Source organism: Streptomyces sp. JLBG701 (assembly GCF_058544905.1).
Window position 1 is genome coordinate 4,283,733 of sequence record NZ_CM178588.1, and the last position, 12,919, is coordinate 4,296,651.

Here is a 12,919-nt window from a genome sequence, read left to right on the forward strand (position 1 = left end):
TGCGGCTTAGTTATCGGGCTGCCGTATCGGCAGGATGATGGCTGACGGGTGGGCCGGGTCATGGAAAACCTGCTGGTCGGCAGCGCGGAGGGTGGTGGCGGTGGCTCGGGGTTCGCCGGTGCCGGGGTTGCGGTTGTAGCGGGGGAAGGCGCCGCTGGAGAGCTGGACGCGGATGCGGTGGCCGCGCTTGAAGCGGTACGCCGTGGGCCACAGCCGTACCGCCACCTTGGCGGTGTTGTCGGCGGCGGTGAGGCCGGTCAGGCCGTCGCACACGTTGGTGGAGCGGCCCTTCTCGTCTACGTCGCACAGGCGGACGAAGACATCGGCGTGCGGGCGGCTGGACTTGAACCAGATCTCGGCGCTCACCTCGCCGATGACCTCAACGTCCTTGTCCAGGACGGGAGTTGTGTAGGTAAGGACGTCGGGGCGGGCTTCGAGGGCGGTGTTGTCGACGCGGCCCGACTTGACGCCGACGGACATACGGACGCCGCCGACGGCGGGGGTGGGGTCGGCGGGGTCGTAGCGGTAGCCGTCGGGGGCAGACTCGGTCGGCGCCCCGAGGGCGAGGGCGCCGCCCGGCTGGAGGTGGAGGCGCTGGGGCTCGTATCCGGGCGGGGGCCAGGACGGGAAGTCGCGCCAGGTCTCCTCGCCCATGACGAACAGCCGGACGGGGGCGCGGTCGGCGGGCTGTTCGCCGCGGGCCAGGGGCAGGGCGAAGTCGAGGGCTTCGGCGGCGGCCGTGGCGCCCACGCCCATGGCGATGTGCGCCCAGGGGCCGACCGTGAGACGGGCCTGCCGGCCGGCGCCCTGGAGGGTCCGGTGGTCGCGGATCTGACCGGGCAGGAAGATGTCGAACCAGCCGCCGACCGAACTCACCGGCACATCGATGTCGGCCACGCGGTGCCTGTGGTCGAGGTCCTTCCAGTACGGCGACTCGTCGTCGTGGGCCAGACAGGCCTGGAAGTAGTCGGAGGGGCGGCCCATCGCGACGGTGTCGGCCTGGTTCAACGGGAGGGTGTACAGGGCCCTGCGCGTCCGCTTGAGCTCGCGGAGCTGGTGCAGAGTGGCGAACTTGCGTTCCTGGCCCGCGACTTGGACGCCCCAGTTGAAGGTGGCCTCCAGGGAGTAGCCGTTCTCGCGGAGGAACTCCAGCGTGAAGGCCGACTCGGACACGGACGGGACCATCGCCTTGACCTGCGGGGGCAGTTGACCGGCGACCGCCCACTGGACGAAGCCGAGGTAGCTGCCGCCGTAGAGGACGAGGGACTCGCCGAACCACGGCTGCTTGACCACCCACTCCAGGGTGTCGAGGCCGTCCTCGCGCTCGCAGCGCAGGGGGTCGAAGGCACCGCCGGAGCCGAAGGTGCCGCGGGTGCTCTGGATCAGCACCTGGAAGCCGCGTTCGGCGAGCGGCCTGGCCATCTGGGCGGCGATCATGCCGGTTCTGCCGTAGGGGATGCGGATGAGCGCGGTCGGCAGGCCCTCCACGCCCGACTTCGGCGCCCAGTGGTCGGCGAGCAGGACGGCGCCGTCGCGCATCGGCACGCGCAGGTCGTGCTGGACGGCCAGATCGCGGGTGAGCGGCGGTGGAAGGCGGAGGAGGCGCTGGGAGAGATGGCTGCTCAGGTTCATTGGGCGTGGCCTCCGACTGGGGCGGATTGGCTCTGGCGGGCTCCCTGATGGTGATGGGTGTCGGCGAAGACCGTCGCGAGGCGGAGGAGACGGTGGGCCAGTTCCTCCGGGTCGAGGGGGTCGGGCCCGTCGATCAGCCAGTCGTTGACGACCGCGCCGGTCCCGCCCGCGACGAATGCGGCCAGGTCCCGGGAGATCTCGGGGTCCAGCTCGCCGTAGATCTTGCGCACGGCCTCTTCGTTGACCGAGCTGAACAGGGCGTTGAGCGTTCTGGTCATGGCGAAGGCGCAGGAGCCGGTGAGCATGGCGCGGTAGTAGGGTCGGTTCCGCGCGAAGTGCCGGGCCATCGCCGATACGCCGGTGAAGGCGTCGGTGGCCTCGTCGACCTGCGGAAACAGTTCCCGTCGTACGAGATCGGCGGCGGCCTCCACGAAGAGCGCGTCGCGGTCCCCGAACTGGATGTAGACCAGCTGCCTGCTCACGTCGGCGGCCTCGGCGAGGTCGGTGACGGGGATGTTGGTGGTGCCACGCTCGGCGGCCAGGCGTACGGCGGCGGCCATGAGGGCGGCGCGGGAGCGGAGGACGCGGCGGTCCTGTCGCTCGGGCTCGCGGTTTCGTCGTTCCTGCACCCTCAGAACACTAGACAGGTGTTAAATAACGTACAAGTGTAAGAGCCCAAGTCCCAGTCGTGTCGTCGGCGAGGAGCCGCAGATGACCACTTTCGAGTCCGCCGAATCCGCCAAGTCCGCCGAGCCCGAGGTCCGTATAGCCGCCGGAGGCCTACGCGGTCGCACCGAGCACGGCCTCGCCGTGTTCCGGGGCATACCGTTCGCCACGCCCCCGGTCGGTGAAGCCCGATTCGCGGCGCCGCAGCCGGTGCCGGCCTGGGAGGGAGTGCGGGAGGCGTTCGAGTTCGGCCCGCCGGCGCCGCAGGAGGCGATGTTCCAGGGCATGTCGACGCAGATGCCAGGGCCGATGGGCGACGACTGGCTGACGGTGAACGTCTGGACGCCCGACCCGGACCCGGCGGCCCGCCGCCCGGTGATGGTGTGGATCCACGGCGGCGCCTACAAGCTCGGCTTCTCCGGCAGCCCCGGCTACGACGCCCGCCGCATCGCGCGCGAGGGCGACGTGGTGGTCGTGACGTTGAACTACCGGCTCGGCATCGAGGGGTTCGCGCAGATCGAGGGCGCCCCCGCCAACCGGGGTCTGCTCGACCAGGTCGCCGCGCTGGAGTGGGTACGGGACAACATCACGGCGTTCGGCGGCGACCCGGGCCGGGTCACGGTCTTCGGCGAGTCGGCCGGGGCCGGTTCGATCGCGGCGTTGCTGGTCATGCCGGTGGCGCGGGGGCTGTTCGGGCGTGCGATCGCGCAGAGCGTGCCGGGTACGTTCTTCTCGGCGGAGCTGGCGTCGGACGTAACGTCGGCGATCGCCGCGGAGCTGGGACTGAGGCCGACGGTGGGTGACCTGGCCGGGGTGGACCCGCGTCAACTGCCGGACGCGGGAGCGGCGTTGGGGGCAAAGATGCGCCCGTACGAGGACCGCTGGGGCCGGCTCGCGCACACCCTCACCCCCTTCTCCCCGGTCGTGGACGGCGAGGTGCTGCCCACCGCCCCCTGGCAGGCGCTGGCGGAGGGCGCGGGGCGGGACGTGGAGCTGATCGTCGGCCACAACCGGGACGAGTACCGGCTGTTCGTCGCGCTGACCGGCCTGCTGGGAAAGATCGACGAGGGGGCGGCGACGGAAGCGCTACGGGTGTACGGCCCCGGCCCGGAAGGAGGCGAACGGGCTTACCGCGAGGCCTTCCCGGCAGCGTCGGCGGGCGAACTGTACGAACTGGTCCAGACCGACTGGCTGTTCAGGATGCCGGTGCTGCACTTGGCCGAGGCACAGGCCGCAGGCGGCGGCAGGGCGTACCTCTACGAGCTGGCGTGGCAGTCGGCGCTGGGTGCGTGCCACGGCCTGGACGGGCCGCTGCTGTTCGGCACGTTCGACGCGCACCTCGGCCCGCTGGTGCTAGGCCCGACGCCCCCGCCGGAGGCGGAAACGGTGGCCACCCGTATGCGCACCGCGTGGACGTCCTTCGCCTGGACGGGCGACCCGGGCTGGCCCGCGTACGAGCCGGACGTGCGCCTGACGCAGGTCTTCGACACGGAGACGGCGGTCGCGACGTACCCGGAGGAGACAAGCCGGGCCATGTGGAAGGACCACGTGTTCGGGGCACTGCCGCTGCTGAAGGGATAGGCAGGGCTGAGCGGACAGTTCAGGAACAAACAGGACGACGACTCTCACAAGAAGCCCTCAGGAAGCACGCAGGGTTCACCCAGCGGGACGAGGTCTCATCGGGTGTGGCGGGGTGAGTGACCTCGCGAAACACCGGAGGACGACATGGGAATCATCGGGCTGGTCTGGGTGGTCGTGCTGGCGCTGGCCGCCGGCGCGGTGGTGCTGTCGACCAGGGGACGGCGACAGGGCGCGAACGACCCGCGCCAGGAACGGCCGTCGTACGAGGCCGAGGCGCGCGAGTGGGTCGAGCGGCTGGGCGGAAGCCTGTCCACGCTGAAGGCAGGCGGCAACCTGCCCGCCCGGCAGGCCCTGACCGACGCCGAGGAACACCACGAGGCCGCGCGACGACAGCTGGCGACCGCGTCGGACCCGGCCGATTACACGCACGTGCAGCGGACAGCCGTAGAGGGCCTGTACTACATCCGCGCCGCCCGCACCGCCCTGGACCTCGACCCGGGCCCCACCCTCCCGGACCCCGGCACCGGCCCGGTCATCGCCACCGGCGGCGAGGTCACGGTCGGCGCCGGCTTCTACACCGCCTCCGCCCGCCCAGGCGCCACGACGCCCTACTACCACCCCGGCGGCGTGGTCGACGGCCGCACGGTGCCGGGCGGCTGGTACAGCGCACCGTGGTGGAAGACGGCACTGGTCGGCACCGTGGCAGGAGTGGGCGGGGTACTGCTGGCGGACGCGGCACTGGATGGGCTGTACGCGCATCACGCGTGACCTGCCACGCCCCGGTGATTGGCCCCTTTGACCCAAGCGATAGAAGCAAACCCGCAGGTCAGCACTTCTGGCCGTGGGCCAAAGGCTCCAATCACCTCCTCTCCCTACCAACCCCGCCAAGAGACCTGCTGATGCCTACTCGTAAGCCCCGAACGCCTTAGAGAACGCGTACGCATCCTGGACGATCGAGCTGCACGTAGCGTCCGCGTACGGCAGCGCCCCGCCCGCGCACTGCTTGTCCCGGGTCGCCGACCACATCGACAGCCACCCCAGACCCTTTGACTTGGCGAAGTTCACCAGTTGGGTGGCGTCGTCGACCTTGAAGATCTCGGTGGTGACGTCGTTGACGCCGATCATCGGGGTCACCGCGACCGCCTTCCAGGCCGCGCTGTCGGTCAGCCCGAGGACGCTCTTGACCTGGGCCTGCGTGGCGGTGGCGGCCTGCTCGGCGTAGGTGCCCATGTCGCCGCTGTAGGAGGCCCCGTAGTCCATCGCCATGATGTTGACGGTGTTGATGTCGACGCCGTTCGACTTGGCGTTGGACAGGAGGTTCACGCCGTCCTGGGTCAGGCCCTCGGGCATGACAGGGAGGGTGAAGGAGACGTCCAGGTCGGGGTGGGCCTGCTGGAGGGTCGCTATCGCCTGCGCGCGGCGCGTGTTCGCCGTCGTGTTCGGCAGCGCCCCGCCCTCCACGTCGAAGTCGACCTTGGTGAGGCCGTACGCGTCCACGACCTTGCCGTACGCCGTCGCCAGCGCGTCCGCCGACGAGCACGTCGTCGCCAACTCGGACCCGGCCGCCCCGCCGAAGGAGACCCTGACGTCACCGCCCGCCGCCCGCAACTCACCGATCTGCGCGGCCACCGCGTCGCTCGCCAGGTCGGTCACCCCGCCCCACTTCGGCGTGCAGCCGCCGCCGTCCGTGACGAAGGCCAGGTTGTAGTCCTTGACGCCCGTCGCCTCGGCACTCGCGACCAGATCGAAGGCCGGGTAGAGGGAGGTGTCGACGTACGGGGCGAAACCGGCGCTGGTCGTCGTGCCACCACCGGAGCTCTCCGAGGGGGAAGCCGTGGCAGTGACGGTCCCAGTAGGGGTGGCCGTCGGAGTGGGTGTGGATGTGGATGTAGGTGTGGACGTAGGTATGGCCGACTCCGTCGGGCGACCGCTGGGCTCCGGCGTCGCACCGCCATCCGCCGAACACGTCATCCCATCGATCAGACAACCGGCCGGATCGCCACCGCCGTTGACCACGAACCCAACGGTGACCGACTCCCCCACCGCCAGCCCGTCCGTGTCCCACTTCGCCGAGGTCACGGTGACGTGCTGACCGCTAACCGCCGACTCGGCGTTCCACAGTGAGCTCAGCTTCGAGCCCGATGGCAGGTCGAACTCCAGCTTCCAGTCCGTCTCCGCCGTACCGCTGTTGTTCGTGACGACGTACTGCGCGGTGTAACCCGTCGACCAGTCACTGGTCTTGGTGTACGCGGCGCCGATGCCGGCCGCCTGCGCGGTGCCGCCGAGGAGGACCGCGCCACCGCCGACCACGGCAGCGGCCACGGCCCCGCCGATCATCTTGTTTCTGCCGCTGACCCTGCGTCGATGGATGCTCATGACGTGGCACGCTAGCGATCCGGAATCGGGCAAAAGGCCTGATCAGGGCGGAGGTTGGCGATCTTATGCCGCGCTTAAGGGAGGGATCGGGAACGGTTAAAGGTAGAGACCAATTCGGAGCCGACGGCGCACCCCCATAGCCCCCCGGCGCTCACCTCGCGGCCGCCCTCCGACGCCGCCGCACCGACCCCCGGTGCCCCCTCCGCACCGGCTCCCGCCCATCCAGCTGGATCCATATCCGCACCTCGGTCCCGCCCAGCACCGACGAACCGATCCGCACGTCCCCGCCCGTCGACTCCGCGAGCCGCCGCACGATGTCAAGGCCGAGCCCGGTCGACCCGGCGCTCCCGGAGCCCCGCCCGCGCGCCATCGCCGCCTCGGGGTCGGTGATCCCCGGGCCCGCGTCCGACACGAGCACGATCACCGCGTCCTCGCCGTTGTGGACGTCGACCGCGAAGGCCGTGCGCTCGGGGGTGTGACGGAAGACGTTGCCGAGCAGGGCGTCCAGCGCGGCCGCCAGATCCGCCCGGGCCACCGGTATGCGCACCGGCCGGTCGACCCCGGCCACCCGCACCTTGCGGCCCTCGTCCTCGGCGAGCGCCGACCAGAACCCCATCCGTTCCCGGACGACCTCGGCCGCGTCGCATCCGGCGCCCGGACCCGGCACCGTGGTCTGCGGCTTGGAGTCCCGGGCCGTGCGGATGATCGTGTCGACCTCCCGCTCCAACTGCGCGACGGCGGCCCGCGTCTGGTCGGCGGCCGGACCGTCCCCGAGCGAGGCCGCGTTGAGCCGCAGCACGGTCAGCGGTGTGCGCAGCCGGTGGGAGAGATCGGCCGCCAACTCCCTTTCGTTCGCCATCAGTTGTACGACCTGGTCGGCCATGGAGTTGAACGCGACCGCCGCCAGCCGCAGTTCGGTCGGCCCCTCCTCCGGCACCCGGGCGCCCAGCTTGCCCTCCCCCAGTTCATGCGCGCCCTCGACCAGACGTTGCGCGGGCTGCACCATCCGTACGCCCAGCCGGTCGGCGACCGCGACGGAGCCGACGATCAGCGCGACGCCGACGGCGGCCAGCACTCCCCAGGCCGCGCCGACGCCGTTGCTGACCTCGGACTCGGGGACGTAGACCTCGACGACGGCGATCTCGCCGGAGCTCAGCGCGACCGGCTGGAGCAGGGTGGAGCCGCCGGGTACCTCGGTGGTGGAGGCGCGGCCCAGTTTCCGTACGGTCGCGATGTCCTTGTCGGCGGCGCGCTGCCGTCCGATGTCGACGGCGGCCGCGCCGTCGCCCGCCGGTATGTGGACGGCCATGCCGGAGTCCGAGCCCGCGGAGGCGACCACGCGCTCCAGCTGGTCGCGGTCGGTGGTGATGGAGAGTGCCGGGGCGACGGCCGCGGCCTCCCGTTCGGCGTTGGAGAAGGCGCGGTCCCGGGCCATCTCCTTGATGACGAGGCCGAGCGGGACCGCGAAGGCGACGACGACCATCGCCGCGATCGCCAGACAGACCCTGACCAGTGCCCACCTCATCGCAGTGGCTCCGCTCCGCCCGGTTCCACTCCGGGGGGCTCCAGCTTCACTCCGACGCCGCGCAGGGTGTGCAGATAGCGGGGCCGGGCCGCCGTCTCGCCCAACTTGCGGCGCAGCCACGACAGGTGGACGTCGATGGTCTGGTCGTCGCCGTACGACTGCTGCCACACCTCGGCGAGCAGCTCCTTGCGCGCCACGACGACGCCGGGCCGCCCGGCCAGGAAGGCGAGCAGGTCGAACTCACGGCGGGTGAGGTCGAGGCGGACGCCGTCCAGTTCGGCCTGGCGGCGCAGCGGGTCGACGGTCAGGCCGCCGACGCGGAGCACGGACTCGGGCGTCGCCTCCCCGCCGGCGGCACGGGACCGCCGTAGGACCGCCGCCATTCGCGCGGACAGGTGCTCGACCGAGAACGGCTTGGTCAGGTAGTCGTCCGCCCCTGCGTTCAGCAGCCGGACGATCTCCGTTTCGTCGTCCCGTGCCGTGGCGATGATCACGGGTACGTCCGTGATGCCACGCAGCATTTTCAGGGCCTCGGACCCGTCGAGATCGGGCAGACCGAGGTCCAGGATGACCACGTCGAAACGGAAATGGGCGACCTCGCGCAGCGCCTCAAGGGCGGTGCCGACACTGCGCACGGTGTGTGCGGCGTCGGTCAGATGCCGGATGAGGGCGGAGCGCACGAACTGGTCGTCCTCGACCACGAGCACACTTGCCATGCGCCGCACCGTACGCCATGCGGGCGAGCCCGGTCCGGCGCCTGTGGATAACTCCGGGCTGTGGAAAACCGGCCCCCGCAGGACCGGCTGGGACACCCGTGGGACGCGTGAGGCAGTATGGCTCGCGATGCGCAGAGGACTCGTACACGTACTCGCTTGGTCGCTCGCCACGGGCGCGGCGGTCACGCTGTCGTGGTGGGGTGTCCATACGGTCATGGCGGGGACGGCGTACGACCCGCCCCGCGCCCTGCCCATCACGGCGGCCGACGCGACCACCCAGGACTCGAAGCCGCTGGCGTCCTCGACGGTGCGGCCGTCCCCGTCGAAGAACGCGTCGAGCAAGGCGTCCCCCACGCCCACACCGTCGAAGACCCCGACGCAGAGCCCCAGCTCTTCCCCTTCCCCTTCCACGTCCGGCCGGGTCAAGAGCTACGACACCGAGGGCGGGCGGGCCGTCTTCGACCTCGGGAAGACCTACGCGACGCTCGTCTCCGCGACGCCGGCCACGGGCTGGTCGATGCAGGTGTGGAAGACGGAGACGTGGATCCGGATCGAGTTCGGCAAGGGCGCGGACCGGGTGTCGGTGTTCTGTACGTGGCACGACAGCGCGCCTCGCGTGGAGATCGGCACTTACTAGGGATCAGCGGAACACCGAGGGCGGCGGCGCCGGTGACGCCACCGCCGCCTCGTCCGTCACCGGTACGGCGCCTCCGGTGAAGTCGGTGAGGGCCTTGCCGTGCTCCACGCGCGCGGGGTGGGGATCCGAGGCGGCGCGGCGGGTCAGTTCGGTGACCGGGAGCGGCTGGTCGGAGGCGACGAGGACGGCGTTGCCGAAGCGTTTGCCGCGCAGGACGGTCGGGTCGGCGACGAGGGCGAGTTCCGGGAAGCGGGCGGCCGCGGTGGCGATCTGGCCGCGCAGATGGGCCAGCGGCGGGCCGTCGGCGAGGTTGGCGGCATAGAGGCCGCCGGGTTTGAGGGTGCGGCGGACCTCGTCGAGGAACTCGGTCGAGGTGAGGTGGGCCGGGGTGCGGGCGCCGCTGAACACGTCGGCGATGACGAGGTCGGCCCAGCCGTCGGGCACCTTGCCGAGCCCCTCGCGCGCGTCCGTCGACCGGACCCGTATCCGGGCATTGGGGTCCAAGGGGAGCTCGCGGCGGACCAGTTGGACGAGTGTCGCGTCGCGTTCGACGACCTGCTGGGTGGAGCGGGGGCGGGTGGCGGCGACGTAGCGGGCGAGGCTGAGGGCGCCGCCGCCTAGGTGCACGGCGTGGATGGGCTTGCCGGGCGGGGCGGTCAGGTCGATGACGTGGCCCAGGCGGCGCTGGTACTCGAAGGAGAGGTACGCCGGGTCGTCGAGGTCGACGTGCGACTGCGGCGCCCCGTCGATCAGCAGCGTCCAGGCACGCGCGCGTTCCCGGTCGGGTATCAGCTCGGCGAGCCCGCCGTCGACGGCCTCGACGACGGCTTCCACGGCCGAGCCGCCGCGCCGCGGGTTCCTGGACTTTCCCATTCCGCCATTATCGGGGGGTGCGGGGAGGTCGGCGCGGCCAGGCCCTGTGGGCCCAGGCGCGTCACCGGCGTCAGCCTGGACGCGTCAGCGGCAGTTGTCCGCCGCCTCGATCAGCCGGGCCGCCTCGCCCAGTGCCGCCCGCAGTACCGCCGGGTCCGTCGCGAGGTCGGCCTCGCCGGGCGGCAGCAGCCAGTCCGAGCCCTCGACGGGCGGCTCGGGGTTCAGGCTCAGGCCCCGCCCGTTGGTCTCCGTGCAGGTGCTGCCCGGCACGTCCCAGGCCGCGGCCGTGCCGGACGGGACCAGGAAGCCGAGCGTGTCGCAGTCGTCGTCGTGCAGCACCGGGCCCACCGCGTCGCCGACCCCGCGCCGCAGGATGTCGACCGCTTCCAGCCCTTGCCGCGCCGGGACCGTGACCAGGTCGCAGGCGTCGGCCTGGCACGGTGGCGCGCTGTACTCGGGGGTCGGCGCGTGTCCCACCGTCGTCAACGGCATGGCCGTCGTCATCGGCATGCCAGGCGGACACGGATCGATGCTCTGGCTGGTCCTCATCCCGGCCTCCACCACGGAAACGCCTCCTCGTCCGAGCGGGTCGGGAGTCGGGTGGCTCCCGTCCACCGAGTTCAACGTGTCAGCGCGTCAACGGCTACGGCACAAGTCCGCCGCAAAGGATGGCAGTTCATGGCAGATCCTGGATGAGATATCCGGTTTGTAGCCAAACCCTGCGTGGCGGGTCCGACACAGCAGGTACGTTCTAGCCCGCCGGAAACAGGGGCCCACACGGACAACTCACCTTGAATCCGGCATGGTTCGACGGTTCGCACGAGAGGACCCGGCCATGGCGTCAATGGTGACCCCATCCCAGTTCCCCCGGCCACCGCGGCCGAACCTCGCCTTCCGGCGCCTGCGCGGACAGCGCTCGCCGGCCGAGTTCGCCGCGGCGGTGCGCCGAGCCGCGCGCGAGATCGGCGAGCGGGTCAGCTGCGACGCGCGCTACGTCGGCCGGGTCGAGGCAGGTGAGATCCGCTGCCCCAACTACGCGTACGAACGGGTGTTCCTGCACATGTTCCCCGGCCGCACGCTCACCGACCTGGGCTTCGCGCCCCGCTCGTCCGTACGCGGGCGCGGGGCGCGCACCGCCGAGGACGCGCCCCCCTCGCACGCAACACCCCCCGCGTACAGCGCGGGTGAGACGCGGGGGGCGTACGAGCCGTATGACACGCAGAACCCGTACGAGACGCACGACAACTACGAGGAGAGCGACGTGCTGCGTCGCGCATTCATGACCAGCGGGGGCGCCACAGTGGCCGCCGCCTCGCTGAGCCCCCTGGGAATCGCCCACGACGCCCTGGCCGCGAGCCGCCCGGTCCGCCGGGCCGGCGCGAGCGAGGCCGGCGTCCTCGAAGAGGCGGTCCGCAGAATCCGGCTGCTCGACGACCGGCACGGCGCCGACGGCCTCTACCGGCGCGCGGCGGCTCCGCTGCGCGCCGCCTACGAACTGCTCGACGCCGGCACCACCCGGCAGACGACCAGCGACCGGCTGCACACCGGCGCCGGTGAACTCGCCATCTCCGTGGGCTGGCTGGCCCATGACTCGGGGCGGTTCGACGACGCGCGCTCGCACTACGCGGAGGCGCTCGCGACCGCCAGGATGGCCGGCGACCCGGGCCTTGAGGCGCACGCCTTCTGCAACACGGCGTTCCTGGCGCGCGATACGGGGCGACCGCGCGAGGCGGTGCGCGCGGCGCAGGCCGCGCAACGCGTCGCGCGCCCCCTGGGCTCCCCCCGGCTGATGTCGCTGCTCGCGCTGCGCGAGGCGGGCGGCTGGGCGGGGCTCGCCGACCGCGCCGGCTGCGAACAGGCACTCGCCCGCGCGCAGGCCCTCTACGAGCGAGGCCTCTCGGACGCCGACCCCGAGTGGATGAGCTTCTACGGAGAGGCCGAGCTGGAGGGACTTGAGGCGCAGTGCTGGTCCACGCTGGGCGACTGGCCCCGGGCGGCGCGGCACGCGCGGCGTGCGGCCCAGCTCCAGGACCCGCACTTCACGCGCAACATCGCGCTGTACACCGCCGAACTGGCGGACGACCTCGCCCGGGGCGGGAGGCCCGACGAGGCCGCGGTGGCGGGCATGCGGGTGCTGGATCTGCTGGGCGAGGTCCAGTCGTCCCGGATCCAGACGATGCTGGCGGGCACGGCCCGGGTCCTGCTGCCGCACCGGCGGGCGTCGGGGGTGTCGACGTTTCTGGAGCGGCACGCGAGCCTGCCGCGACCCGCATAGCCGCCGACAACGGGTGTCGTCGCCTACGCCGGCAGGTGCCCCAGGTCGTTCCAGCTCTCGATCGCGGGCTCGCCGTAGGCCCAGCCCAGGATCGACAGCGACGTCGGGTTGAGGCGGATCCGGGCCGCGAAGTCGATCGGCAGGCCCAGCCAGCGGGCGCCGATCGACCGCAGGATGTGCCCGTGCGCGAACACCAGCACATCCCGGTCCTCGGCCCGTGCCCAGGCGACGACCTCGTCCGCGCGGGCGCTCACCTCGGCGAGGCTCTCCCCGTCAGGCACCCCGTCGCGCCAGATCAGCCAGCCGGGCCGGAGGGCCTGGATGTCGTCCGGCGTCATGCCTTCGTACGCGCCGTAGTCCCACTCCATCAGCGTGTCCCAGGCGCTCGCGCGCTCACCGAACCCGGCGAGTTCGCACGTCTCACGCGCGCGTGCCAATGGGCTGGTGCGCACCTCGACCCCAGGAAGCCCGTCGAAGGGCGCGCGGTGCAGGCGCTCGCCGAGCAGTTTCGCGCCGCGCCGGCCCTCTTCGAGGAGGGGGACGTCGGTCCTGCCGGTGTGTTTTCCGGACAGTGACCACTCGGTCTGTCCATGCCGGGCCAGCAGGATGCGCGGTGCCATGAGAACGGGGGCCCTTCC

12 protein-coding genes are annotated in these 12,919 nt (G+C 71.8%); 4 read left to right on the forward strand and 8 right to left on the reverse strand.

What is annotated here, in order from left to right; genetic code table 11:
- Positions 1 to 6: 6 nt before the first annotated feature.
- Positions 7 to 1,632 carry a CocE/NonD family hydrolase gene (locus AC5DRG_RS19590; protein WP_491811843.1) on the reverse strand — a complete coding sequence of 542 codons (1,626 nt, stop codon included), beginning with the start codon at positions 1,630 to 1,632 and terminating at the stop codon, positions 7 to 9.
- The gene (locus AC5DRG_RS19595; protein ID WP_491811845.1) at positions 1,629 to 2,261 is read right to left on the reverse strand and encodes a TetR/AcrR family transcriptional regulator; all 633 of its coding nucleotides are present in this window, start codon (positions 2,259 to 2,261) and stop codon (positions 1,629 to 1,631) included. The genes AC5DRG_RS19590 and AC5DRG_RS19595 overlap by 4 nt, the downstream gene beginning before the upstream one ends.
- A gap of 82 nt (positions 2,262 to 2,343) precedes the next feature.
- Between AC5DRG_RS19595 and AC5DRG_RS19600 the strand changes: the two genes are divergently transcribed.
- Both AC5DRG_RS19600 and AC5DRG_RS19605 read left to right on the forward strand, forming a co-directional pair.
- Positions 2,344 to 3,879, forward strand: a complete 1,536-nt coding sequence (locus tag AC5DRG_RS19600) for a carboxylesterase/lipase family protein (protein ID WP_491811846.1) — start codon at positions 2,344 to 2,346, stop codon at positions 3,877 to 3,879.
- A 144-nt stretch (positions 3,880 to 4,023) separates the two neighbouring features.
- Positions 4,024 to 4,647, forward strand: coding sequence for a hypothetical protein (locus tag AC5DRG_RS19605; protein ID WP_491811847.1), 624 nt, complete (start codon positions 4,024 to 4,026; stop codon positions 4,645 to 4,647).
- Positions 4,648 to 4,782: 135 nt separating this feature from the next.
- Here AC5DRG_RS19605 and AC5DRG_RS19610 read toward each other — a convergent pair whose 3' ends face one another.
- From AC5DRG_RS19610 to AC5DRG_RS19620, 3 genes are all read right to left on the reverse strand, one after another.
- The gene (locus AC5DRG_RS19610) at positions 4,783 to 6,255 is read right to left on the reverse strand and encodes a glycoside hydrolase family 18 protein (RefSeq protein ID WP_491811848.1); all 1,473 of its coding nucleotides are present in this window, start codon (positions 6,253 to 6,255) and stop codon (positions 4,783 to 4,785) included.
- Between the two features lie 151 nt (positions 6,256 to 6,406).
- A complete protein-coding gene (locus AC5DRG_RS19615) occupies positions 6,407 to 7,780 on the reverse strand; it encodes a HAMP domain-containing sensor histidine kinase (RefSeq protein ID WP_491811849.1) in 1,374 nt (457 codons plus the stop codon).
- Positions 7,777 to 8,496, reverse strand: a complete 720-nt coding sequence (locus tag AC5DRG_RS19620; RefSeq protein ID WP_491811850.1) for a response regulator transcription factor — start codon at positions 8,494 to 8,496, stop codon at positions 7,777 to 7,779. Before AC5DRG_RS19620 ends, AC5DRG_RS19615 begins: the two co-directional genes overlap by 4 nt.
- Positions 8,497 to 8,623: 127 nt before the next feature.
- On the opposite strand from AC5DRG_RS19620, the gene AC5DRG_RS19625 reads away from it, so the two are divergent.
- The gene (locus AC5DRG_RS19625; protein WP_491811851.1) at positions 8,624 to 9,133 is read left to right on the forward strand and encodes a hypothetical protein; all 510 of its coding nucleotides are present in this window, start codon (positions 8,624 to 8,626) and stop codon (positions 9,131 to 9,133) included.
- A 3-nt stretch (positions 9,134 to 9,136) separates the two neighbouring features.
- On the opposite strand, the gene AC5DRG_RS19630 is transcribed toward AC5DRG_RS19625, so the two are convergent.
- Positions 9,137 to 10,006: a spermidine synthase gene (locus AC5DRG_RS19630; RefSeq protein ID WP_491811852.1), complete on the reverse strand. Its 870-nt coding sequence runs from the start codon at positions 10,004 to 10,006 to the stop codon at positions 9,137 to 9,139.
- An 84-nt stretch (positions 10,007 to 10,090) separates the two neighbouring features.
- The gene (locus tag AC5DRG_RS19635; RefSeq protein WP_491813090.1) at positions 10,091 to 10,516 is read right to left on the reverse strand and encodes a hypothetical protein; all 426 of its coding nucleotides are present in this window, start codon (positions 10,514 to 10,516) and stop codon (positions 10,091 to 10,093) included.
- Positions 10,517 to 10,850: 334 nt separating this feature from the next.
- Between AC5DRG_RS19635 and AC5DRG_RS19640 the strand changes: the two genes are divergently transcribed.
- Positions 10,851 to 12,281, forward strand: a complete 1,431-nt coding sequence (locus tag AC5DRG_RS19640) for an NsdA family TPR-like regulatory protein (RefSeq protein WP_491813091.1) — start codon at positions 10,851 to 10,853, stop codon at positions 12,279 to 12,281.
- A 23-nt stretch (positions 12,282 to 12,304) separates the two neighbouring features.
- Here the strand turns inward: AC5DRG_RS19640 and AC5DRG_RS19645 are convergent, their stop codons facing one another.
- Complete coding sequence (locus tag AC5DRG_RS19645) at positions 12,305 to 12,901, reverse strand: histidine phosphatase family protein (protein ID WP_491811853.1); 597 nt, start codon at positions 12,899 to 12,901, stop codon at positions 12,305 to 12,307.
- Between the last annotated feature and the right edge of the window lie 18 nt (positions 12,902 to 12,919).